The organism is Mycobacterium sp. P2_H7, assembly GCF_056403275.1.
Map to the genome: position 1 here is coordinate 178,477 of NZ_JBFUFU010000009.1, position 25,000 is coordinate 203,476.

The window sequence follows — 25,000 nt, forward strand, 5'->3', positions numbered from 1 at the left end:
CTGTGAATGCCTCGCAGGTGTCGGAGACCATCCGGCAGGAGGTCGCTGATCTACTCGGCATCGACGCAGGAGATGTCGACCCCGAACTCGATCTCATCAGCCAGGGCCTGGACTCCATCCGGATGATGTCACTGGCCGGAAAATGGCGGAAGAAGGGCATGGCCATCGACTTCGCGTCGTTGGCGGCCGCGCCGTCGGTGCGAGCGTGGGCCGATATGCTCGGCGCCGGCGAGGCGGCCGATGTCACCGAAATGCCTGAGATTGAGCAGGATTCGAACTCCGACGAACCCTTCCCGTTGGCCTCCATGCAGCACGCCATGTGGATCGGCCGGGAAGGCGATCAGCAACTCGGTGGCGTCGCCGGCCACCTGTACGTCGAATTCGACGGTCAGACAGTCGATTACGACACCCTGAGCCGTGCCGCCACCGCGCTGGCCGAACGGCACCCGATGCTGCGCGTCGAGTTCCTGGCCGACGGCACCCAGCGCATCGGCACAGCGCCGCAACAGTTTCCGGTGGCGCTGGTCGACCTGCGCGGGTCTACCGAGTCGCAGGCGGACGCCACGCTGGCCGACATCCGGCGTGCGAAATCACACCAGCAGCTCGAGCGCGGCGTCATCGAACTCGCGCTGACGCTGCTGCCCGGCGACCGCTCTCGCCTGCACGTCGACCTGGACATGCAGGCCGCGGACGCGATGAGCTACCGGACCCTGATGGCCGACCTGACCCAGCTGTACCGCGGCGGCGAACTCACCCCGCTGGGCTATACCTACCGGCAATACCGGTTGGCTGCCGCGCAGCAGCCCGTCGCCGACGCTGATCGGCAGTGGTGGGCCGACCGCATCCCCGAACTGCCCGACCCGCCGCGGCTGCCGGTGCTCCCGCACGCCGAGCAGGCCGACCCGCGGCACACGACCCGGCGCCACCACTGGCTGGACCCGCAGACCCGCGATGCCCTGTTCGCGGCCGCCCGCCGCCGCGGTATCACCCCGGCGATGACGCTGGCCGCCTCGTTCTCCGATGCACTCGCCGGCTGGTCGGCCGAGCCGCGCTTCCTGCTCAACGTGCCGATGTTCGGCCGCGAACAGCACCACCCCGACGTAGACGCCCTGGTTGGCGACTTCACCTCGTCGCTGTTGCTGGACATCGACCTGACCGGCGCCGACACCGCCACCGCCCGGTCGCGCGCAGTCCAGGACGTATTCCGCAACGCGGCCGCGCACGCCGCCTACCCGGGCCTGGCGGTGCTGCGCGACCTCAGCAGGCACCGCGGCACGCAGGTGCTCGCCCCCGTCGTCTACACCAGCGCGCTCGGCCTCGGCGAACTGTTCGCCTCCGACGTCACCGACACCTTCGGTAAGCCGGTGTGGATCAACTCGCAGGGCCCGCAGGTGCTGCTCGACGCCCAGGTCACCGAATTCGACGGCGGGATCCTGGTGAACTGGGATGTCCGCGAGGATGCCTTCCCGGCCGGGCTGATCGACGCGATGTTCGACCGGCACATCACCGAACTGCTCGAGCTGGCAACCAGGGACGGCGCGTGGGACGCGGCCCGGTCGCCTCTCATCACCGCGGACCAGCGTGCGGTGCGCGACCAGCTCAACTCCACCACCGCAGACCCCAGCGGCCAGCCGCTGCACGCCGGGTTCTTCGCCTCGGCGGCCGCCCACCCGGATGCCACGGCCGTCATCGGCTCGACGGGCGAGCTGACCTACGCCGAGTTGCGCGAACAGGTCCTCGCCGTCGCCGCCGCACTGCACACCGCAGGCATCAAACCCGGCGACACCGTGGCGGTGCTCGGACCGAAGGGCGCCGATCAGATCACCGCCCTGCTCGGCATCCTCGCGGCCGGTGCGGTCTACCTGCCCATCGGTGTGGATCAACCTACCGAACGCGCCGCGGGCATCCTGGTCGCCGGCCGGGTCCGGATGGCGCTGGTGTGCGGCGACCAGCAGCCGAGTTGGCTTCCCGCGCTGACCATCGCCGAGGCATTGCGGGTGGGTCGGCGCGCGGGGGAAGTCACGCCGGTCGCCACCGATCCGCACGAACTGGCCTACGTCCTGTTCACCTCGGGATCGACCGGTGAACCCAAGGGCGTCGAAGTCACCCACGACGCGGCGATGAACACCGTCGAATTCCTCTACCGGCACTTCGACATCGGGCCGGCCGACCGCTGCCTGGCACTGATGACGCTGGAGTGCGACCTGTCCGTGCTCGACGTGTTCGCCACGCTGGCCACCGGCGGCGCGATCGTCGCCGTCGAGGAGGATGATCGCCGCAACCCCGACACCTGGGCCCGGTTGATCCACGAGCATCGGGTCACCGTGCTGAACTTCCTGCCTGGCAGCCTGGAGATGCTGGTCGAGGTCGGCACCGACCGGCTGTCGTCGGTGCGCGTCGTGCTCACCGGCGGTGACTGGGTACGCACCGCCATGGTGCGAAGGTTGCAGGCGCACGCCCCCGGCGTCCGCGTGGCCGGGCTGGGCGGTGCCACCGAAACTGCGATCCACGCCACCATCCATGAGGCCGCCGCCGACATGCCTGCGCGATGGACGGCGGTGCCCTACGGCGTGCCGTTCACCAACAACGCTGCCCGCGTGGTCAATTCGTTCGGATCGGACTGCCCGGACTGGGTGCCCGGTGAACTCTGGATCGGGGGCCGGGGCATCGCTTCGGGCTACCGGGGCAAACCCGAACTGACCGCCGATCGCTTCGTGCGCCATCAGGATCGCACCTGGTACCGCACCGGCGACCTCGCGCGGTACTGGCCCGACGGCACTTTGGAATTCGTCGGGCGCGCCGATCACCGGGTGAAGATCAGCGGCTACCGCATCGAACTCGGCGACGTGGAAGCCGCACTGCAGCGCATCCCCGGCGTCCGTGCCGCGGTCGCCGGAATCGTGCCCGCCGCCGGCGCACGGCGAAACGACGTGCTGGCCGCACTGGTCAGCACCGACGATCCCGGGCTCGACGCCCGGCTGATCACCGATACGGTCGCCCATCTCGTTCCGCCGCACATGATTCCGCGCCACATCGAGCTCGTCGACCGCATCCCGTTCACCCTTGCGGGCAAGACCGATCGGCGCGCCGCAGCCCGGACGCTGGCCGAGGTCGTCGGGGACGGACCGGACGCCGACCGCCGCATGCCGGCCACCCTCGTCGAGCGGGCAGTCGCCGCCATCATCGGCGAACTGCTTGGTGCACCCGAGATCGGCGCCGACGACGACTTCTTCGCGCTCGGCGGCGACTCCGTGCTCGCCACCACCGCCGTCGCGCGGATCAGGGACTGGCTGGACACACCGACCGTGATGGTGCCCGACATCTTCGCCACCCGCACCGTCGCTGCGCTCGCCGCCCGGCTCGCCACCCGCGAGGGCGGCAGCGATCGGCTGGATCAGGTCGCCGAGCTGTACCTCGAGGTCGCCGAGATGGACGACGCGGATGTGGCCTCCGCTCTCGATACTGCCGCGGCATCGTGACCGCTGCAGATCTGACGTTCGCGCCGTGGTTGAAGCGCTATCCGGGTACCGGCGGACAGGAGCGAAGCGACTCGGGGAGTGGTTACGGTGCACCGACTCTGGTGTTCCCGCACGCCGGCGGTGCCGCGCTGGCCTACCGCGGACTGGGCACGGCACTGGCCGCGGCCGGTGCCGACGCGTACGTCATGCAGTACCCGCAGCGCGGCGACCGGCTGACCCATCCGGCACCGACCACCGTCGGAGACCTGGCGGCCGACCTGTTCGAGGGTGGCAGCTGGGATCGGCTCGGACCGCTGCGGTTGTTCGGGCACTGCATGGGTGCGGTGGTGGCCTTCGAATTCGCCAAGGTGGCGCAGCAGCGTGGCGTCGAGGTGAGCGCGCTGTGGGTGTCGGCGAGCGAGGCGCCCTCGGCGGTCGCGGCCGCGCCGTCGTTGCCGATGGCGCAGTCCGAGATCATCGCCGAAATGGTCGACCTCGGCGGCACCGACCCCCAGCTGCTCGAGGACGAGGACTTCGTCGAGCTGCTTCTGATGGCCGTTCGCGCCGACTACGCGGCGTTCAACCGGTACAGCTGCGGCGACGACGTCCGGATCGACGCCGACATCCACACCCTCGGCGGTAGCCACGATCACCGGATCAGTGAGAACATGTTGCGCCGCTGGGAGTCTCACACCACCGGTGCCTTCACCTGTTCGATCTTCGACGGCGGCCACTTCTACCTCAACGACCACACCGCGGATGTGGCGGAGCTGATCAATGAGCTCTGATCACGACGATCCGGTGGTGATCGTGGGGATGGCGGTCGAGGCTCCGGGCGGTGTGGACACCGCCGACGCCTTCTGGGACCTGCTCGCCGAACAGCGGGAAGCGCTGGGGCATTTTCCCACCGACCGGGGCTGGGCCATCTCCGACCTGCTGGATGGCTCCCGGCGGGACGGATTCAAGCAGATCCACGATCTGGGCGGATTCCTCTCCAGTGCGGGAAGTTTCGACCCCGCGTTCTTCGGCATCTCACCACGCGAAGCGGTCGCGATGGACCCGCAACAGCGTGTCGCGTTGCGGCTGGCCTGGCGTGCGATCGAGAACAGCGGGATCAATCCCGATGATCTGGCCGGCCACGACGTCGGCTGCTACGTGGGCGCCTCCGCGCTCGAATACGGGCCTGCGCTGTCGGAATTCTCTTCGCACAGTGGGCATCTGATCACCGGAACATCGCTGGGCGTCATCTCCGGACGGATCGCCTACACCCTGGACCTCGCGGGCCCGGCGCTGACCGTCGACACCTCCTGCTCATCGGCGCTGGCAGCGTTGCACACCGCGGTTGCGGCGGTCCGCGCCGGGGACTGCGACATGGCACTCGCCGGCGGCGTCTGCGTCATGGGCACCCCCGGCTACTTCGTGGAATTCTCCAAACAACACGCCCTGTCCGACGACGGCCACTGTCGGCCCTACAGTGCGCACGCCAGCGGCACCGTCTGGGCCGAAGGCGCAGGAATGTTCCTGCTGCAGCGCAAATCTGCTGCCCTGCGGGCCGGCAGGACGGTACTCGCCGAAATATGCGCCACCGCCGTGAGCGCCGACGGGCGCACCGTCGGGCTCACCGCACCCAGCGGCCGAGCGCAGCAGCGGCTGTTCGGCAAGGCCATCGCCCGGGCTGGGGTGGCGGCCGAAGACATCGGCATGATCGAAGGCCACGGCACCGCGACCCGGCTCGGTGACCGCACCGAACTGCGGGCACTGGCCCAGACCTACGGGGCCACCGCGCCCGGTGCGGGTGCGCTGCTGGGGTCGGTCAAGTCGAACGTCGGACACACCCAGGCCGCGGCGGGGGCCCTCGGGTTGGCCAAGGTGATCATTTCCGCCGAGCACGGGTTTGTCCCCGCCAGCCTGCACACCGACGAGCCCAGCCGCGAGATCGACTGGGATGCTCAGGGTCTGCGGCTGGCCACCAAACTGACCCCGTGGCCTGCCAAGGACGGCCGGCGGATCGGCGCGGTGTCCGCATTCGGGATGAGCGGCACCAACACCCACGTCATCGTGGCCGTCCCAGAGGCCGTCCGATGACCCTGCCCGACGGACGGGTTCCTGTTCTGCTCAGTGCGCACGCCGAGGACCTCATCACCCAGGACGCCGCCGCGATCCTGCGGTATCTGGAACGCAGGCCCGAGCTCACCGACGTCGCCGCCGTGGCCGCGACGGCCCTGCGCGCCCGACGGATCCGTAAACACCGCAGCGTGGTCCGGGCCGCCGACGTCGACGAGCTCACCGATGCCCTGCGCGCGATCGTGGCTGGGCAGGAGCACCCGCTGGTGGTGCGCGCAGCCGGACGGGCAAGCGAGGCGACGGGTATCGCCTTCGTGTTCCCCGGCCAGGGCAGCCAGTGGCCGTCGATGGGGATCGAAGCCTACGACCGCCTGTCGGACTACCGTACCGAGGTCGACCGCTGCGCCGAGGTGTTCGTCGCCGCCGGGCACGCGTCACCGTTGGACTACCTGCTGGCCGAACCTGGTTCTGTCACCAATGATTTCAGCCAGGTGCAGATCCAGGGCGCCCAATTCGTGCACGGTGTCGCACTGGCCCGGGTGTGGCGGTCCTGCGGTGTGCTGCCCGATTTCACCGTCGGGCACAGCCTCGGTGAGATCGGAGCCGCGTACATCGCGGGCACCATCACGCTGACCGCTGCCGTCGGCGTCGTCGCTGCGCGCGCGACGCTTCTGGACCGCCTCACCGGTCCCTACCGGGTCGCCGTCCTGGGGCTCGGCCCGGACGCGGCGCAGGAGGCCATCGCCGCGGTCGACGGCTGGGCCGAACTGTCGGTCGTCAACTCCAACTCCTCGGTCGCGGTATCCGGTGACACCGCGACCATCGCCGCGCTGGTGGGCAATGTCTGCGCCGCAGGCATTTTCGCGCGCGAGATCGAGATGTGGTTCCCGGCGCACACCACCAAACTCGACGCGGCGCGCGCCGAACTCGAAACTCTATTGCCGGCAGGAGAATTCGTCGAGACGCCGGTGCGGTTCATCGGATCGGCCACCGCCTCGGTGGTGGGGGCGGCCACCGATTTCGCCGACTACTGGTACACCAACCTGCGCACCACCGTGCGCTTCGACCGCGCGATCGCGGCCGCGGTGGCCTGCGGCGCCCGGACCTTCGTCGAACTCTCCGCCCACCCGGCCCTGCTGTACGCGCTGGGGGACATCCTCGATGACCGGGACGACCTACTCGCAGTGGGCTCCGGACGGCGCGAGGAGCCGATCGTCGACCAGCTGGCCGCCAACATCACCGCCGTGGCAGTCGCCGACCCCGGCTACCGGTGGTCCGATCAGACGCCGTCGAATGCGATTGCGCTGCACGACTTCCCGTTCGCCCCGATGCGGGCCGAACACCTCTGGGCCGCACCGGCGCCGCTGCCGCSGGTGCCCGGCGTCAGCGTCGCCGTCGAGCACTGGCTGCCACACGCCCCGGCACCCGCGACCCGCACCCGGCGGGCAGCGATCCTCGACCTCGACGGCGGCAGTGCACTCGGCGACGATGTCACCGCGGCGGTGGCGACCCGACTGGAAATCGTGGCGCCGGCCGACGCCGACCTGCTCATCGTGGTGGCGCCCGCCCTCCAGACCGTCGACGCGGTGGCCGCCGCCGACGAGCTCGCGGCCCGCATCGATTCTGGCGTCCTCGGCTACGCCGACTCGCTGCGCGGTACCGACCGCGCCGTCTGGCTGATCACGGCGGCAGGGGAGCAGGTGGACCCGGACTCGGTGCCGCTGCCCGGTCAGGCCGCACTCGGCGCCGTACACCGCAGCCTCGCACTCGAGTTCCCCGATCACCACTTCGGGCATCTCGATCTGCCCTCGCGCACAATGGATCCGGCGGCGCTCGACATCCTGCTCGGGCCTGCCGGGGAATTCGCCATCCGGGACGGCTTCGTGCACCGCCGCGCCACCCGCGACGAACCGATCAGTGCGCCGGCGTGGGCCGTGGACTCGGGCGTACTGGACGAGGTGGTCATCACCGGCGGCGGCGGTGTCGTCGGTATGGCGCTGGCGCATCACCTCGCCGAGCAGGGCGCCCGCCGGATCATCCTGCTGACCCGCCACGGTGTCGACCCCGCCCAGCTCGCCGAGCTCGGCACCGAGGTCATCGCCCCCCGGTGCGACATCGCCGACCCCGCCGCCCTGGCCACCGCGATCGCCGAGACCGGCATGACCGCAGCCTCGTTGGTGATTCATGCCGCCGGCGCCGCGACCATCGCCGAACACCGGCAGCTCACCGGCGCTGCCTTCGCCGACACCGTGTGCGCCAAGGTCGCGGGATTCGACCGGTTCGCCGCATCGTGGCCGATGCGCTCCGATGTGCGAATTCTGTTGTGTTCCTCGGTATCCGGGCTGTGGGGCGGCAGCGGGCACATCGCTTACGCCGCTGCCAACCGGCTGCTCGACGTGCAGGCCGCCCAACAGCGGGCCCGGGGGCGCCGGTGCACGGCCGTGCGCTGGGGGCTGTGGCCCGGTAGCGGCATCATCGACGACACCCAGGTCGCCCGGGTGCAGCGGTCCGGGTTGCTGCCGATGATCGCGGACCGGGCGGCGCAGGTGAGCCTGCGCGACTGGGCGGGCGACCCTCTGGTGTTCACCGCCGACCCGGACCGGTTGCGCACCTTCCTCAGTGGCGAGCAGAGCGCCGAGATCGCAGTGGCCCTGCCTGCAGCCTCCGTAGCGGCCGACGACCCGGCCGGCACGGTGCGCACCGCACTCGGCGCGGTGCTGAAGGTCGCCGACGCGTCATCGCTGGACCTGGCCGAATCGCTGCTCGACCTGGGTGTCGACTCGCTGCTGGCCCTCGACCTACGCAAGAAGCTCACCCAGGCCACCGGGCACAAAGTCCCGCTGGCCAAGATCCTCGGCGGTATCACCGGCACCGAGCTGATCGAGCACCTCATCGAAGCTGACAAAGAAAGCACTGTTGCGTGACTGATATCGCAGACAATCCCCGCCTTGAACTCATGCGGCGCAAGCTCGCCGAGCGTGGCCTGTCCGCGGCGGAGGCCGCGGGACCCACCGCCACCGGGCTGTCCGACGGTCAGCAGCGGATGTGGTTCGTGCAGAGCGTCGACCCATCCGGGGTGCTGCTCAATGTCTGCGTGTCCTACCGTCTCACCGGACCTGTCGACCCCGAGCGGTTGCACGCCGCGGTCGACGCCGTCGCGCGCCGGCACCCGATTCTGCGCACCACCTACACGGCCGACGAGACCGGGGAACCGCAGCCGGTGGTGCACGAGGATCTGCTGCCAGGCTGGGCGTTCCACGACGTGTCCGACAAGTCCGAACGGGCCCGCGGCCTGCGGCTGGAAGTGCTGGCGCAGCGCGAGTTCGGCACCGCGTTCGATCTGACCACCGACTCACCACTGCGGATCACGCTGGTGCGCACCGGTTCCGACGAATGCGTGATGCTGCTGGTGGCCCATCACATCGCCTGGGACGACGGTTCCTGGCGGGTGTTCTTCACCGATCTGACCCGCGCGTACACGGGCGTGGACCTCGGGCCGACCCCGCCGCCGCCCGCGCAGCCCGCCGACACCACTGCCGAAGACCTTGCGCACTGGCGTGCGGTCATGACCGATCCGCCCGAGCCGCTGGAACTTCCGGGCCCGTCCGGCTCGGCCGTGCCGACCGGATTCCGTTCGCAACTGAGCACGTTGGCGTTGCCTGCCGGCACCGTCGAGAAGGTGACGGCGCTGGCCCGGGAGACCGGGGCGACGCCCTACATGGTGCTGCTGGCCGCGTTCGGCGCCCTCATCCACCGCTACACCCACACCGACGACTTCCTGGTGGCCAGCCCCGTCGTCAACCGCGGTACCGACGAGGCCATCGGCTACTACGGCAACACCGTAGCGATGCGGCTGCGCCCGAACGGCGCTCAAGGCTTCCGCGACCTCGTCACCGCGACCAGGGACACCGCCGTCGGCGCGTTCGCGCACCAGCGCGTCAACCTGGATCGGGTGGTCGCCGAACTCAACCCCGACCGGCGCCACGGCGCCGAGCGGATGACGCGCATCAGCTTCGGCTTCCGCGAATCCGACGGCGGCGGCTTCCGGCCCGAGGGCATCAGGTGTACCCGCGCCGAACTGCGCAGCCACATCACCCAACTGCCGCTGGGCTTCATGGTGGAGTGGAACGCCGACGGCGTCACCGTCGAGGCCGAACATCTCACCGAGATCATCGATGCCGACCTGGCCGCCAACATGCTCGGGCACTTCGCCGTGCTGCTGGACAATGCACTGGAGGCGCCCGACGTGGCGTTGCAGCGCCTCGGACTGTTCTCCGCCGACGACGAGGCCTGGCTGCGCACCGTCTCCCACGGCGAGCAGTTCGACACGCCGGCAACCACATTGACCGCACTGGTCGGCGACCAGGTGGCGCGTACCCCTGATGCGACCGCCGTCGTCTACGAGGGCAGGCACTACAGCTACCGCGAGATCGACGAAGAGGCCAACCGGGTGGCGCACTGGTTGATCGCCCAGGGCGTCGGCGCCGAGGACCGCGTTGCGGTGCTGCTGGAGAAGTCACCCGAGCTGGTCATCACCGCACTGGGGATCATCAAGGCGGGAGCGGTGTACCTACCCATCGACCCGGCCTACCCCGAGGACCGGTTGACCTACATCCTGTCCGACTCCGATCCGAAAGTCGTGATCCGCGAACCGGTCAGCGGCTTGCAGGAGCACCGCGCGGATGACCCCACCGACGCCGACCGCGTGCGGCCACTGCTGCCGGACAACACCGCCTACCTGATCTACACCTCGGGTTCGACCGGCCTGCCCAAGGGTGTACCGGTGCCGCACCGGCCCATCGCCGAATACTTTGCCTGGTTCGGCCCCGAATATCAGGTCACGCAGGACGACCGCCTGCTGCAGGTCGCCTCGCAGGGCTTCGACGTGTCGATCGGTGAGATCTTCGGCATGCTCGCTGCCGGCGCGCGCCTGGTCATCCCGAAGCCCGGCGGGCTCAGCGACATCGGCTATCTGACCGCCCTGCTGCGGGATGAGGGCATCACCTCGATGCACTTCGTGCCGTCCTTGCTGGGGCTGTTCCTGTCCCTGCCCGGTGTCAGCGAATGGCGCAGCCTACAACGGGTCCCGATCGGCGGCGAGGCACTGCCCGGTGAGGTCGCCGACAAGTTCCACGCCACCTTCGACGCGTTGCTCCACAACTTCTACGGCCCCACCGAGACGGTGCTCAACTGCACCCGCTTCAAGGTCGAGGGCAAGCAGGGTGCCCGCATCGTGCCGATCGGCACTCCCAAGATCAACACCACCATCCATCTGCTCGACGACGCGTTGCAGCCGGTCCCGGTCGGTGTGATCGGCGAGATCTACATCGGCGGAACGCACGTCGCGCACGGCTACCACCGCAGGCACGGCCTGACCGCCGAGCGTTTCGTGGCCGACCCGTTCAACCCGGGCGGCCGGATGTACCGCTCCGGTGACCTCGCGCGCCGCAACGCCGACGGGGATATCGAATTTGTCGGCCGAGCCGACGAGCAGGTCAAGATCCGCGGGTTCCGTATCGAACTCGGCGAGGTCGCCGCGGCCATCTCGGTGGACCCATCGGTGGGCCAGGCCGTCGTCGTCGTGAGCGACCTGCCGACCCTGGGCCGCAACCTGGTCGCCTATGTGACACCGGCCGGGGACACCGAAGCTGTCCAGATCGACCGGATCCGCGCCCGGGTGGCTGCGGCGCTGCCGGAGTACATGATTCCCGCTGCGTATGTGGAGATCGGCGAGATCCCGATCACCTCGCACGGCAAGATCGACCGAAAAGCGCTGCCCGAGCCCGAGATCACCGCGGGCACCGAATACCGCGAACCCGGCACCGACACCGAACACGTCATCGCTTCGTTGTTCGGCGAGCTGCTGGGGCGTGACACCGTCGGCGCCGACGACTCGTTCTTCGACCTGGGCGGGCATTCACTGCTGGCCACCAAACTGGTGGCCGCGGTGCGCTCGCGGTGCCGCGTCGACATCGGTGTGCAGCAGGTCTTCGAACTGGCCACCGTCGCCGAGCTGGCCGCCCACATCGATCATGTGCGGGCCTCCGGCGGCGGCAGCGAGCGGCCCGCCATGGTGCCGATCGACCGTGACGGACCGCTGCAGATGTCCGCCGCCCAGCTGCGCCAGTGGTTCCAGTTCCGCATCGACGGCCCCAACCCGGTCAACAACATCCCGTTCGCGGCGCGGCTCACCGGGCCCACGGATGCCGAGGCCTTCATCGCCGCGATCAACGATGTCGTCGATCGCCACGAGATCCTGCGCACCACCTATCGCGAGATCGACGGTGCTCCCTACCAGGTCGTCAACCCGAGCGAACCGGTGCCGGTGCGCCGGGCCCGTGGCGACGACGAGCAGTGGCTGCAGCACGAGCTCGACACCGAGCGTCGCTTCTGCTTCGACCTGGAGCGTGACCGGCCCATCCGGGCGGCCGTACTGAGCACGCCTCAGCACCATGTGCTGTCCCTGGTGGTGCACCACATCGCCGCCGACCACTGGTCGGCCGGGGTGCTGTTCACCGACGTGCTCACCGCCTACCGTGCCCGCCGCGCGGGCGTGGCACCGGACTTCGAGCCGCTGCCCGTTCAGTACGCCGACTACGCGGCGTGGCAGCTGGAACTGCTCCGCGGGGACGAGCTTGCCGCACAACGCGATTACTGGGTGGACCAACTGGCGGGGCTGCCCGAGGAGAACGGGCTGCGTCCGGACTTCCCGCGCCCGCCGGTGCCGTCCGGCGAGGGTGACGCGCTCAGCTTCGCCATCGACGAGGACACCCGCGCCCGCCTCACCGAACTGACCCGCGAACTGGGCATCACCGAGTTCATGCTGCTGCAGGCCGCGGTCGCTGTCGCCCTGCACAAGGCCGGTGAGGGCACCGACATCCCGCTGGGCACCCCGGTGGCGGGCCGCACCGAACCCGAACTGGACCATTTGATCGGGTTCTTCATCAACATCGTGGTGCTGCGCAACGACCTGTCGGGCAACCCGACGGTCCGCGAGGTGCTGCGGCGGGCCCGCGAGATGGCCCTGGGGGCCTACGCCCACCAGGACCTGCCGTTCGACCGGGTCGTCGACGCGGTCAGCCCGGTGCGCTCGTTGTCGCGCAACCCGCTGTTCGGGGTGGTCGTGCACGTGCGCGAGGAACTGCCCGCGGACCGGATCGTCGACACCTCATCAGAGGGCGAAACCCGTTTCACTGCACTGGAACCCACATTCGACGTCGCACATGCGGACCTGTCGCTGAATTTCTTCGCCACCGCGGCAGACGGATATCAGGGCACCGTCATCTACCGCACCGAGCTGTACCGACGGGCCACCGCCCAACGGCTGGTGGACTGGCTGCTGCGCGTCGTCGACGCGTTCGCGCACCACGCCGACCACACCCTGCGCGACATCGCGATCGGCGGATCCGATCTCGTCGCGCAGTGGAGTGCCGCCGCGACCCCCGAGATCGGGCTTCCGCAGACCTCGGGCGCGAACCGCGTGCACGTCCTCGACGACTGGCTCGCGCCCGTCGGGGTCGGTGTGATCGGCGACGTGTACCACTCCGGTGGCGCCATCGATCAGGCACACCAGAATGCCCCGGCGGCAGCACAATTCCGCTACCCGAACAATCCCTTCGAGCCCGGCACCCGGCTGTACCGCACAGGTGACCGCGCGCGCTGGAGCGACACCGGGGTGCTCGACTACGTCGAGAACGGCGACCTGCGGGTACAAGCCGCCCTCGAGGCGGTCGACGGGGTCGCCGCCGCACAGACCCGGAACTGGCCGACCCGCGCCGGCGCGGTGCTGGCAGGTTACGTTGTGCCCGCCGACCCGGCCGCCGATGTGGTGGCCTTCGCCGAGACTGTCCGGGCGGGGCTACCCGAAGACCTGACGGCACTGCGCATCACGGTGCTCGACACGCTCGACGGGGCCGTCCTGGCGCGGCCGGTGCTCGCCGAATCGGGGCCGTTCGAGGCCGCCGCAACCGATACCGAACGCACCCTGGCCGCCATGCTCACCCTTTTGCTCGGGGTCGAGGAGGTCGGTAGACACGACGACTTCTTCACCTTGGGCGGGGACAGCATCCTGGCCGTCCAACTGGCCGCGCGAGCCCGCGACAACGGAGTCGCACTGACGGCGCGGATGGTGTTCGAGTCTCCGGTGCTCGCCGAACTCGCTGCCGCCGTTGACGTCAAGGCCGGGCAGGCGCACGCGGAGGACACCCACCACGCACCGATGGCGGCATCCGGACTGTCCGCTGCGGAGCTGGCCGACCTGACAGCGGGGTGGCAGCAAGGATGACCGACGCACCGGCCATCGTCGACGTGATGGCCCTCAGCCCGCTGCAACAGGGGCTGTACTCGCTGGCCGGCCTGACCGACGGTGGCGAAGACCCGTATTTCATCGCCATGGCCGCCGACGTCGAGGGCAACCTCGACGTGGCACGGCTGCGGGCCTGCGCCGAGGCGATGCTGGAACGTCACCCCAACGTGCGGGTCAGCTTCTTCCAGGGCACGCTGAGCAAGCCGGTTGCGGTGGTGCCCGCGACCTTCGAATTGCCCTGGCGGCACGTCCTCGTCGACACCGATGAGGACGTGGCGGCGCTGGAGGCGGAAGCCCGTCGCCGCCCGTTCGATCTCGCCAAGGGCCCCGCGATCCGGTTCCTGCTGGCCGAGCTGCCGCATTCGCGGTGGCGTCTGCTGGTGGTCGCCCACCACATCGTCATCGACGGCTGGTCGCTGCCGGTCTTCGTCAGCGAGCTGATCGGGCTGTACGTGGCCGGCGGCGACCCCAGTGCGCTGCCCGCTCAGCCGCGGCCCTACCGCGACTACATCGGCTGGTTGGCCGGGCGTGATCCGGAAGTGAGCAAGGCCCGTTGGCGTACGCATCTGGCCGACCTGGACGGACCGACCATGCTGGCTCCCGCGCTCTCGGGTCGCGAAGCCACGGCCGGCTTGCCGCAGCGCACCGAGGTACTGCTCGACGAGGCGGGCACGGCCGAGATCCTGGAGGCGGCGCGCACCCGCGGTGTCACGGTCAGCACCTTGTTCCAGATGGCCTGGGCGGCAATCCTGTCCACCTTCACCGATCGGGCCGACGTGGTGTTCGGGGTGACGGTGTCCGGCCGGCCCGACGAGCTCGCCGGCGTGGAATCCATGGTCGGGCTGTTCATCAACACGGTGCCGCTGCGCATCCGGCTGGACCCGGCCGAGCGTGTCGGTCCGCAATGCGTTGCGCTGCAACGGGAAGCGGCCGAACTGCGTGACCACGGCTACCTCAGCCACACCGAACTGCGGTCGGCCGGCGGTATCGGCGAGCTGTACGACACCCTGCTGGTCTACGAGAACTTCCCGCCCGGTGGCCTGGTGGGCGGTGGCGACTTCGATCTCGGTGGCGCCGTGATCCGCCCGTCCGCGCTGGAGAGCCTGTCGCACTTCCCGATCACCATCGCCGCGCACCCCACGAACGGCCGGCTCACCGTTCTCGTCGAAACCCTCGACGGGGCACTGGGACTGCTCGAGCCCGAGGCGCTCGGCCGGCGGGTGCTGGCCGTAGTGCGGGGCCTGCTGGCGCACTGGGACCGCCCGCTGCGCGAGGTCGCCCTCACCTTCGACGGCGAGATCACCGCGGGGGCGCCGAAAGACGCCACGATGTATCCCGGTGGCTTCCACACCGCGTTCACCGAGACCGCCGCCGACCGGTTGGGGTCGGTCGCGTTGAGCTGGGACGGCGGCGAACTCACCTACCGTGAACTCGACGAGTCCGCCGACCGGCTCGCCGCCGACTTGGTACGGCGTGGGGTGACCACCGAGACACCGGTGCCGATCCTGTTGCGCCGCGGCCCCGATTACGTCGTGGCCATGCTGGCCGTGCTCAAGGCGGGCGGGCTGATCGTGCCGCTGGACCCGGGCATGCCCGAGGAACGGATCCAGGAGATCATCGGACAAACCGCGGCCACGGTGATCGTTGACGACGCCGTCATCGCCGCGGTGGCGAACCTGCCGATCCCCGAGTTCGAGCCGGCGCCGGTGCGGCCGGGCCAGGGCGCCTACATCGTCTTCACCTCCGGTACCACCGGAAAACCGAAGGGCGTCATCGGCACTCATCAGGCGCTGCTGGCGTACGCCGCCGACCACGCCCGCAACGTCCTGCAGCCGGCCGGCCGACGGTTGCGCATCGCGCACGCCTGGTCGTTCACCTTCGATGCCGCCTGGCAACCATTGGTGGCACTGCTGGACGGGCACAGCAACCACATCATCGGTGACAACGTGCAGCGCGACGCCGAGGCGCTGGTCGCCGAGATCGCCCGCTTCCGCCTCGACATGATCGACACCACCCCGTCGATGTTCGGTCAACTGCGTGCCGCCGGCCTGCTCTCGACCGTCCCCCTGGCGGTCCTGGCGCTGGGCGGCGAGGCCATCGACTACACGGCCTGGCAGGGCATCCAGGACGAATGCGCGCGCACCGGTGTGCGGGCCCACAACTGTTACGGCCCCACCGAAACCACCGTGGAAGCCGTCGTCGCCAGGATCGCCGACCACGAACAGCCGTGCATCGGCTATCCCACCGACCCGACCGCCGCCCATGTCCTGGACGGCTGGCTTCGACCGGTGCCCGACGGCGTCGCGGGCGAGCTGTACCTGACCGGCGGTCAACTCACCCGCGGATACCTGGGCAGGATGGGGGAGACCGCCGGACGTTTCGTCGCCGACCCCTTCAACCCCGGCGGCCGGATGTACCGCACCGGTGACGTGGTCCGGAGGAACACCGAAGGTGCCCTGCAGTTCATCGGCCGCAGCGACGATCAGGTGAAGATCCGCGGTTTCCGGGTCGAACCCGGCGAGGTCGTCGCCGCCCTCTATCGACTGCCCGACGTGTCCCACGCCCATGTGGCGGTGCGCAGGCACCGCACCGGCCCACGTTTGACGGCCTATGTGGTGAGCCGTTCATCTGCCGCCGCACTACGCCGGTCGCTCGCGACGGCGCTGCCGAGATATCTTGTCCCACAGCACATCATCGAGGTCAGCGAGATCCCCCTGACATCGCACGGCAAGGTCGACGACGCGGCCCTGGCCGCCCTGGACGCCCGCGAACAGAGCGCCGAGATCGCCGGCCCGGCCACCGATACCGAGGCGGTATTGGCGCAGGTGCTCAGTGAGCTCCTCGACATCACCGGCGTCGACGTGACCGCGGATTTCCTGGATCTGGGGCTGGACAGCATCGTGGCGCTGTCGGTGGTCCAGGCCGTGCGGCGCCGCGGAATTCCGTTGCGGGCCCGGCTGATGCTGGAGTGTGCCAGCATCCGCGAGCTTGCCGCCGCGCTCGACGACGATGTGGCGGCCGAGCAGGTCGACGCCGACGACACCGGCCCGATCCCACTGTTGCCCGCCGGCCATTGGCTACTGGCCCACGGTGACTCGCGCCGATTGGCGCAGACCGAGGCGTTCCGCCTGCCCACCGGCGTCACCCGAGGGCAGCTGGAGACGATGCTGCGGACGGTCGTCGACGGGCATGAGGTGCTGCGCAGCAGGCTGGATCGCGACTCCTGGACCCTCGTCGCGCAGCCCGTCACCCACCTTCTCGACGAGGTCCGCGTCACCGGGGATCTCGCGATTGCCGTCGGCGAGCAGACCGAAGCCTCTCTGGCCCGGCTCGATCCCGAGCGGGGCGTCATGTTCCGCGCGGTACTGGTGCACCACGACAGCGGTGCCGATGTGCTGGTGTTGACCGCCCACGTTCTGGCCATGGACCCCGCCTCGTGGCGCATCGTGCTGGGCGAGCTGGAAACCGGCTGGCATGCACAGGCTTCCGGGCATGTCCCGCCGCCGGTGCGCGAGCACACCTCCTTGCGGCAGTGGTCCAGGATCCTGTCCGAACGTGCTTTGAAGCTGGACTCCTGCGCGTTCTGGGAAACCCAGCTCGCCGGTGACGATCCGGATCTGGGTACCCGCCGCGTGCGCCCGGAAGTCGACCGCGTCGGCGATGTCGTCGTCAGCATGTCGTTCACCGACCCGGCTGTCACCGCCGGGATCATGGCGGGCCCGGTGCCCGAGCTGCTGGCGGCCGCGACGGCCCGGACGGTCACCGCCTGGCGGCAGGCCCGCGGCCAGACGACTCCGGCGCCGCTACTCGCCCTGGAGACCCACGGGCGTGCCGACGCCGTCGTATCCGATGGGCTGGCGGACAATTCGCGCCTCATCGACACCGGCGACACCGTCGGACTGCTCAGCGCGATCTACCCGGTGCGGGTCGTCGACGACGTCCTGCCGCAGATCCCCGGTGACGGTATCGACTACGCACTGCTGCGTCACCTGCGCACCGATACCGCCGAACGCCTTGGTGCGCAGCGCGAACCGCAGGTCCTACTGAACTACCTCGGGCGCATCCACCACGCCGTCGGCTCCGACGCGCTGCGGCCGGACCGGGCGCTGCTGGCCAAGCTGTCCCCGACGCCGGAACCCAACCTGGCCGTTCGCCACGAGCTCACGCTCAACGTGGCACTCATCGAGCGGAACGGGGCGCAGGTGCTGGGCAGCCAGTGGCGCACCCTGCCCGAGATTCTGTCCGCGGACGACGTCGCCACGCTGCAGGCGTTGTGGCAGGACGCATTACGAGAGGTGATCGCATGACCCAGAAGCTCGCCATCATCGGCGCCGGCGCGAAGGCGGTGGCCGTCGCGGCCAAGGCCGCCGAACTGCGCGCCATGGGCGTCGACGCACCTGAGGTGATCGCCGTGGAGCGCACCGCGATCGGCGCCAACTGGCAGGCCGCCGGCGGTTGGACCGACGGAGCGCACCGGCTGGGCACCGGCCCCGAGAAGGACATCGGCTTCCCCTATCAGTCCGCCCTGGTGCCACGCCGCAACGCCGAACTCGACGAGCGGATGATGCGGCACAGTTGGCAGTCCTACCTGGTGGGCACCGGGCAGTTCGCCGAATGGGTGGACCGCGGCAGGCCTGCGCCCCCGCACCGGCGCTGGAGCCAGTACCTGCAGTGGGTGGCCGAGCGGGTCGGGATGTCGGTGACGCTGGGCGAGGTCACCGAGATCGGCGTGCACCACGGCGACGACGGGACCGGATGGGAACTGACGACCCATGAGGGTGCGGTGCACGCGGACGCCTTGATGGTCACCGGCCCCGGGCAGGCCGAGAAGTCGATCCTGCCGGGTAACCCGCGGGTGCTGTCCATCGCGCAGTTCTGGCACCGGGCCGCCGCACAGGAATTGATCGCGGCCGATCGCGTCGCCGTCATCGGGGGCGGCGAGACCGCGGGCACCATGCTCGATGAGCTTTTCCGCCACCGGGTTTCGACGATCACGGTGATCTCGCCTCAGGTGACGCTGTTCACCCGAGGCGAGGGCTTCTTCGAGAACACGCTGTACTCCGACCCCATCCACTGGGAAGGACTCACGCTGGCCGAGAAGCGGGACGCGATGAACCGCACCGACCGCGGCGTGTTCTCGGTGCGTGTGCAGGAGGGCCTGCTGGCCGACGACCGGATCCGGCACCTGCGCGGCCGGGTGGCGCACGCCGTGGCCCGCGATGAGCGCATCCGGTTGACGTTGCAGACCGAGCGCGGCGGCGAGCGACTGGAGACGGTGCACGGTTTCGATCTGGTGATCGACGGCTCCGGCGCCAACGCCATGTGGTTCCAGCCGCTGCTCAGTCAGGAGGCCCTCGATGTGCTCGAACTGGGGCTGGGGTCGCCGCTGACAAGCGATCGGATCCAGGAGTCGATCGGGCACGACCTGGCGGTCGAGGAGGTCGAGCCCAAGCTGTTCCTGCCCGGCCTGGCGGGCCTGACCCAGGGTCCCGGGTTCCCCAACCTGAGCTGCCTGGGCCGGCTGTCCGACCGTGTCCTCGGTTCGCCCGCGTTCACCGCACCAGCAAGGAGAAGTCATGAGCAACAATCCGTTCGATGACGAGAACGGCACGTTCTACGTCCTGCTCAACGACGAGGAGCAGTTCAGCTTGTGGCCGGCGTTCGTAGATGTGCCTGCCGGCTGGCGCGTCGTGTTCGGGGAGAGCACCCGCGCCGACTGCGTGGCCTATGTCGAGGAGACCTGGACCGACCTGCGGCCGAAGAGCCTGCGCGACGCCATGTCCTGAGACCAGTAGGACGATGCCTACGTGGCGGCTCCAGCGAGATTGCGCTGAGGGTCGTCTTTCTGCGGCGAACGCGCACATTCACAACCCTGCGCGCAATCTCGTCGGAGCACGCAGAGCGATACCCAGGAGACACCGAGGCGGCTAGGGCTCTAGGTGGCTCTAGGTGGCTCTAGGCGGCGCTAGGCGGCGCTAGGCGGGGACGTCGTCCATGTCGTACACCCGGGCGTGCAGCACAGTGCGGTTTCGCAGAGCGGCCCGGACCGCACGGTGCAGACCGTCCTCCAGGTAGATCACGCCCTGCCAGCGCACCGCGTGCGGGAAGAGGTCGCCGTAGAAGGTCGAGTCTTCGGAGAGCAGACGGTCCAGCGCCAACACCGTGGTGGTGGTGACCAGTTCATCCAGCCGGATCTGTCGGGGCGGGATCTGCGACCACTGCTTGTAGGACAGTCCGTGTTCGGGATAAGGCTTGCCGTCGCGAACTCCTTTGAAGATCACCGGCGCGTTCCCATGCGACGAGATTAATGCCACGCGGCGCACGGTGTCCTTGCCAACGTGAATACCTGCACTCGATCGCCGTAAAATGGGCAGATCATGAGCCAACGCCAGGTGAAGAGTGAGTAGCGCCGACGATCGCCGCTTCGAGGTGTTGCGTGCCATCGTCGCCGACTTCGTGACCACCAAGGAACCCATCGGCTCAAAGTCGCTGGTCGAACGTCACAACCTCGGGGTTTCCAGCGCCACCGTCCGCAACGACATGGCGGTGCTGGAGGCCGAGGGTTACATCGCCCAACCCCACACCAGTTCGGGTCGCATCCCGACTGAAAAGGGGTACCGCGAATTCGTGGACCGGCTCGACGACGTCAAGCCACTGTCGAGCAGCGAGCGGCGCGCCATCCTGCAGTTCCTGGAATCGGGCGTCGACCTCGATGACGTGCTGCGCCGCGCGGTGCGGCTGCTGGCGCAGCTGACCCGGCAGGTCGCCATCGTGCAGTACCCGATGCTGTCGGCGTCGACGGTGCGCCACCTGGAGGTCGTGGCACTGACCCCCGCCAAGCTGCTGCTGGTGGTGATCACCGACAGCGGCCGCGTCGACCAGCGGGTCGTCGAGCTCGGCGACGCGATCGGCGACCACGAACTGTCGCAGCTGCGGGAGCGGCTCGGCAGCGCGCTGGAGGGTAAACCGCTGGTCGCCGCCTCGATCGCCGTCGCCGACCTGGCGGGCGCCTTCGACGGTCGCGGCGGCCTGGGCGACGCGATCGGCCGTGCCGCCACGGTCCTGGTCGAGACGCTGGTCGAGCACACCGAGGAACGCCTGGTGCTCGGCGGTACCGCCAACCTGACGCGCAACACCGCGGACTTCGGCGGATCATTGCGCTCGGTGCTGGAGGCACTCGAGGAGCAGGTGGTGGTGCTGCGGCTGCTGGCCGCCCAACAGGAAGCCGGTAAGGTCACGGTGCGTATCGGGCACGAAACCGAGGCCGAGCAGATGCTCGGGACTTCGGTGGTGAGCACGGCGTACGGCAGTTCGGGCAAGGTGTTCGGCGGCATGGGTGTGGTCGGTCCCACCCGGATGGACTATCCGGGAACCATCGCGAATGTCGCCGCAGTTGCTCTGTACATCGGCGAGGTTCTGGGCACCCGCTAGGGGACGGCCGGAACAGGCGGCATGAAAGAGGTTGTACGTGGCACGCGATTATTACGGTCTGCTCGGCGTGAGCAAGGGCGCCAGCGATTCGGAGCTGAAGCGCGCCTATCGCAAGCTCGCGCGCGAACTGCATCCCGACGTCAACCCTGACGAGGCGGCGCAGGCGCGGTTCAAAGAGATCAGCGTGGCCTACGAGGTGCTGTCCGACCCGGAGAAGCGCCGGATCGTCGACCTGGGTGGCGATCCGATGGAGAACGGCGCCGCCGGCGCCGGAGCCGGCGGCTTCGGGGGCTTCGGTGGCCTGGGCGACGTCTTCGAGGCCTTCTTCGGCGGGGGCGGCGGATCCCGCGGCCCGATCGGTCGGGTGCGCCCCGGTTCGGATTCGCTGCTGCGGATGCGCATGGACCTCACCGAATGTGCGACGGGCGTGACCAAGCAGGTCACCGTCGACACCGCCGTGTTGTGCGACCTGTGCCAGGGCAAGGGCACCAATGGCAAGTCCACCCCGGTCACCTGCGACACCTGCCACGGGCACGGCGAGGTGCAGACGGTGCAGCGCTCACTGCTCGGTCAGGTGATGACGTCGCGGCCGTGCCCGGTGTGTGGCGGCGTCGGTGAGGTCATCCCCGATCCCTGCCACCGCTGCGCCGGCGACGGCCGCATCCAGGCCCGTCGTGAGGTCAGCGTGAAGATCCCCGCCGGTGTCGGCGACGGCATGCGGGTGCGGCTGGCCGCCCAAGGTGAGGTCGGCCCCGGCGGCGGCCCGGCCGGCGACCTGTACGTCGAGGTGCACGAGCAGCAGCACGACATCTTCGTGCGCGACGGTGACGATCTGCACTGCACGGTGTCGGTGCCCATGTTCGACGCCGCCCTGGGCACCACCGTCTCCGTCGACGACATCCTGGCCGGACCCACCGAGATCACCATCGCCGCGGGCACTCAACCCGGAGCGGTGACGACCCTGCGCGGCCACGGCATGCCGCATCTGCGCTCGGGTGTGCGGGGCAACCTGCACGCTCACATCGAGGTGCTCATCCCGACCCGTCTCGACAGCACCGACACCGATCTGCTGCGCAAGCTCAAGTCGCACCGGGCCCGCGACGTCGCCGAGGTGCGGTCCGCGCACGGCTCTTCCGGATCCAACGGCGGCCTGTTCAGCCGGCTGCGGGACACGTTCTCCGGGCGATAATGAGCAGAGCGCTCTTCTACGTCGACGCGCTGCCCGAACCCGGTGCCCTCGCCGTCGTCGACGGGGACGAAGGCTTTCACGCCGCCACCGTGCGGCGCTTCCGCGAGGGCGAGGAACTCGATCTCGGCGACGGTGCGGGAACGACGGCGCACTGCGTTGTCGAGGAGGCCACCAAGGGCCGGCTGACGGCTCGGGTGCTGGCGGTCGCGCAGGTGCCTGCGCCGGTTCCGCTCGTCACCGTCGTGCAGGCGCTGCCGAAATCGGAGCGCTCCGAGCTGGCGATCGAACTGGCCACCGAGGCGGGCGCGGATGCGTTCGTGGCATGGCAGTCCCAGCGCTGCGTGGCGCGGTGGGACGGCGCCGCCAAGATCGACAAAGGGTTACGCCGATGGGGTGCCGTCGCCCGCTCGGCGGCCCGGCAGTCCCGGCGGGCCTACATCCCGATCGTTGACGGCGTGCTGAGCACCGCGCAGCTGGCCGGCCGGGTCGGCGGCCTGACGCTGGTTCTGCACGAGTCGGCCACCGTGCCGCTGACGGATCTGTGTGTGGCCCAAGCTGACTCGGTGACGCTGGTCGTCGGCCCGGAAGGCGGCATCACCGATGAGGAGATCGCCACCCTGACCGATGCGGGCGCCGTCGCGGTCCGGCTGGGGCCGACGGTGCTGCGCACCTCGAGCGCGGCCGCGGTGGCGCTGGGCGCCATCGGGGTGCTGACGCGGCGCTGGGATCTCTGAAGTCTGTTTCGTCGCTGAAACTTTGCACACACGGCGCTGTGACGTCACCTTCGTAGCGTCGCGGGATGGCAACCATCATCGATCCACCGCACAGCGAAATGGTCCGGCTGGCCAACAAACCGCCGTGGTACACCTCCCTGTTCATCCAGTTGCTGGTGGCGATCGTCGCGGGCATCCTCGTCGGCTGGCTGTGGCCCGAGGTCGGTGGCGCGCTCAAGCCGCTGGCCGACGGGTTCATCAAGCTGATCAAGATGCTGATCGCGCCGATCATCTTCTGCACCGTGGTGATCGGCATCGCCCACGTCGGTGATCTGAAGTCGGTGGGCCGGATCGGGGTGAAGGCGCTCATCTACTTCGAGGCGGTGACGACCTTCGCGCTCCTCTTCGGCTTGGTGGTCGGCAACATCGTCAAACCCGGCGCCGGTTTCAGCATCGATCCGCAGACGCTGTCCACCGGCGCCGAGGCGGTGGCCAAGAAGACCAGCAACGGCGAACTGCCGCACACCGTGGAGTTCCTGCTCAACATCATCCCGACATCGGTGGTGTCGGCGTTCGCGGAGAACGCGCTGCTGCAGGTGCTGTTCTTCGCGGTGCTGTTCGGCTTGGCGCTGGCGAAGTTCGGGGAGACCGGACCGCCGGTGATCATGGAGTTCGTCGACCACATGAGTCACATCTTTTTCACGATCATCGGCTGGGTGATGCGGTTGGCGCCGCTCGGGGCTTTCGGCGCGATGGCCTACATCATCGGGCAGTACGGCATCGGCTCGCTGGCCAGCTACGGAAAGTTGATCGCCGCCTGCTATCTGGCCGCGCTGCTGTTCATCCTCATCCTGGCCGCGATCGCGAAGATCTTCGCCGGCGTGAACCTGTGGAAGTTCGTCGTCTACATCAAGGACGAGCTCTTCCTGGCCCTGGGGACGGCGTCCACGGAGGTGGTGCTCCCGCGCATCATGACCAAGCTGGCCAACGCCGGCTGTTCGCGCACCACCACCGGTTTGGTTGTGCCGACCGGATATTCGTTCAACCTGGACGGCGCCACCCTGTACCTGTCGATCTGTGTGCTGTTCCTGGCGCAGGCGCTCGGTGTGGATCTGAGCCTGGGGGAGCAGATCACCGCGGTGCTGGTGCTGATGCTCACCTCGAAGGGCATGGCGGGAGTGCCGGGGTCGTCGTTCCTGGCGCTGTCGGCCACGGTGGCGGCCATCGGTCACGGCGCGATCCCGGTGGCGGCGGTGGCGCTGCTGCTGGGGGCTGACCGCATCATGGACTCGATGCGCGTGTCGGTGAACCTGCTGGGCAACTGCGTGGCGACGTTCGTCGTCGCCAACTGGGAGGGCCAGCTCGACAAGGAGCGGATGCGCAGTGTGCTGGCCGGCGAGGACGTCGAACCGTTGGATGACGCGCTCGACCAGGAAACGGTAGCCGCCGGGCCGCGTGAAAACGTGTGAAACACACCCCGGTTCGTGCGGTCCGTGAGACGAGTCACTTTTGGTCAATCCTTTGAATTAACCGGAATGAAACATCCCATCTTTCCCGTTCTTCCACTTGTACCGGCCGGGGATGCCGGTGAATGAAGAGGAAGAAGTACCAAGATGAAGAAGTTCGGTTTCGCCAGTGTCATCGCCGCCGGAATGGCCGCCGCCGTAATGGGCTTGGCCGCTCCCGCCCAGGCTGATGTCGCACACAATGAGTGGGTTCATTCCAACGGGCAGAGCGCCACCGCTCCGCAGGTGGACACCACGGTGCATCAGAGCCACTGACACCAGACAACTGTCGTTGAGGGCCATCCCGGTATCGGGGTGGCCCTCAACCGTTGGGT

14 protein-coding genes are annotated in these 25,000 nt (G+C 69.2%); 13 read left to right on the forward strand and 1 reads right to left on the reverse strand.

What is annotated here, in order from left to right; all coding sequences use genetic code 11:
- Positions 1-2: 2 nt before the first annotated feature.
- From AC1DY7_RS13085 to AC1DY7_RS13120, 8 genes are read left to right on the forward strand one after another with little or no spacing between them, the layout of a single operon-like run.
- Positions 3-3,479, forward strand: a complete 3,477-nt coding sequence (locus tag AC1DY7_RS13085) for a non-ribosomal peptide synthetase (RefSeq protein ID WP_477494509.1) — start codon at positions 3-5, stop codon at positions 3,477-3,479.
- On the forward strand, positions 3,476-4,246 hold the full coding sequence (locus AC1DY7_RS13090; protein ID WP_477494113.1) for a thioesterase II family protein: 771 nt from the start codon (positions 3,476-3,478) through the stop codon (positions 4,244-4,246). Before AC1DY7_RS13085 ends, AC1DY7_RS13090 begins: the two co-directional genes overlap by 4 nt.
- Positions 4,236-5,543, forward strand: coding sequence for a beta-ketoacyl [acyl carrier protein] synthase domain-containing protein (locus AC1DY7_RS13095; protein ID WP_477494114.1), 1,308 nt, complete (start codon positions 4,236-4,238; stop codon positions 5,541-5,543). Before AC1DY7_RS13090 ends, AC1DY7_RS13095 begins: the two co-directional genes overlap by 11 nt.
- On the forward strand, positions 5,540-8,446 hold the full coding sequence (gene mbtD, locus AC1DY7_RS13100; RefSeq protein WP_477494115.1) for a mycobactin polyketide synthase MbtD: 2,907 nt from the start codon (positions 5,540-5,542) through the stop codon (positions 8,444-8,446). The genes AC1DY7_RS13095 and mbtD overlap by 4 nt, the downstream gene beginning before the upstream one ends.
- Positions 8,443-13,806: an amino acid adenylation domain-containing protein gene (locus AC1DY7_RS13105; RefSeq protein ID WP_477494116.1), complete on the forward strand. Its 5,364-nt coding sequence runs from the start codon at positions 8,443-8,445 to the stop codon at positions 13,804-13,806. Before mbtD ends, AC1DY7_RS13105 begins: the two co-directional genes overlap by 4 nt.
- Positions 13,803-18,134 carry an amino acid adenylation domain-containing protein gene (locus AC1DY7_RS13110; protein WP_477494117.1) on the forward strand — a complete coding sequence of 1,444 codons (4,332 nt, stop codon included), beginning with the start codon at positions 13,803-13,805 and terminating at the stop codon, positions 18,132-18,134. The genes AC1DY7_RS13105 and AC1DY7_RS13110 overlap by 4 nt, the downstream gene beginning before the upstream one ends.
- Positions 18,131-19,426: an NADPH-dependent L-lysine N(6)-monooxygenase MbtG gene (gene mbtG / locus AC1DY7_RS13115; protein ID WP_477494118.1), complete on the forward strand. Its 1,296-nt coding sequence runs from the start codon at positions 18,131-18,133 to the stop codon at positions 19,424-19,426. The genes AC1DY7_RS13110 and mbtG overlap by 4 nt, the downstream gene beginning before the upstream one ends.
- On the forward strand, positions 19,404-19,613 hold the full coding sequence (locus tag AC1DY7_RS13120) for an MbtH family protein (protein WP_477494119.1): 210 nt from the start codon (positions 19,404-19,406) through the stop codon (positions 19,611-19,613). The genes mbtG and AC1DY7_RS13120 overlap by 23 nt, the downstream gene beginning before the upstream one ends.
- Before the next feature lie 189 nt (positions 19,614-19,802).
- Here the strand turns inward: AC1DY7_RS13120 and AC1DY7_RS13125 are convergent, their stop codons facing one another.
- A complete protein-coding gene (locus AC1DY7_RS13125; protein WP_477494510.1) occupies positions 19,803-20,108 on the reverse strand; it encodes a type II toxin-antitoxin system VapB family antitoxin in 306 nt (101 codons plus the stop codon).
- 118 nt (positions 20,109-20,226) lie between these two features.
- On the opposite strand from AC1DY7_RS13125, the gene hrcA reads away from it, so the two are divergent.
- The 5 genes from hrcA to AC1DY7_RS13150 all read left to right on the forward strand — a co-directional run bounded on the left by hrcA (position 20,227) and on the right by AC1DY7_RS13150 (position 24,941).
- Positions 20,227-21,258, forward strand: coding sequence for a heat-inducible transcriptional repressor HrcA (gene hrcA / locus AC1DY7_RS13130; protein WP_477494120.1), 1,032 nt, complete (start codon positions 20,227-20,229; stop codon positions 21,256-21,258).
- Between the two features lie 37 nt (positions 21,259-21,295).
- Positions 21,296-22,447 carry a molecular chaperone DnaJ gene (gene dnaJ, locus AC1DY7_RS13135; protein WP_477494121.1) on the forward strand — a complete coding sequence of 384 codons (1,152 nt, stop codon included), beginning with the start codon at positions 21,296-21,298 and terminating at the stop codon, positions 22,445-22,447.
- Entirely contained in the window at positions 22,447-23,181 is a 735-nt protein-coding gene (locus AC1DY7_RS13140; RefSeq protein WP_477494122.1) for a 16S rRNA (uracil(1498)-N(3))-methyltransferase, read from the forward strand. Before dnaJ ends, AC1DY7_RS13140 begins: the two co-directional genes overlap by 1 nt.
- Before the next feature lie 65 nt (positions 23,182-23,246).
- Positions 23,247-24,629 carry a C4-dicarboxylate transporter DctA gene (gene dctA, locus AC1DY7_RS13145; RefSeq protein WP_477494123.1) on the forward strand — a complete coding sequence of 461 codons (1,383 nt, stop codon included), beginning with the start codon at positions 23,247-23,249 and terminating at the stop codon, positions 24,627-24,629.
- A gap of 144 nt (positions 24,630-24,773) precedes the next feature.
- On the forward strand, positions 24,774-24,941 hold the full coding sequence (locus AC1DY7_RS13150; protein WP_477494124.1) for a hypothetical protein: 168 nt from the start codon (positions 24,774-24,776) through the stop codon (positions 24,939-24,941).
- The last annotated feature ends 59 nt before the right edge of the window (positions 24,942-25,000 follow it).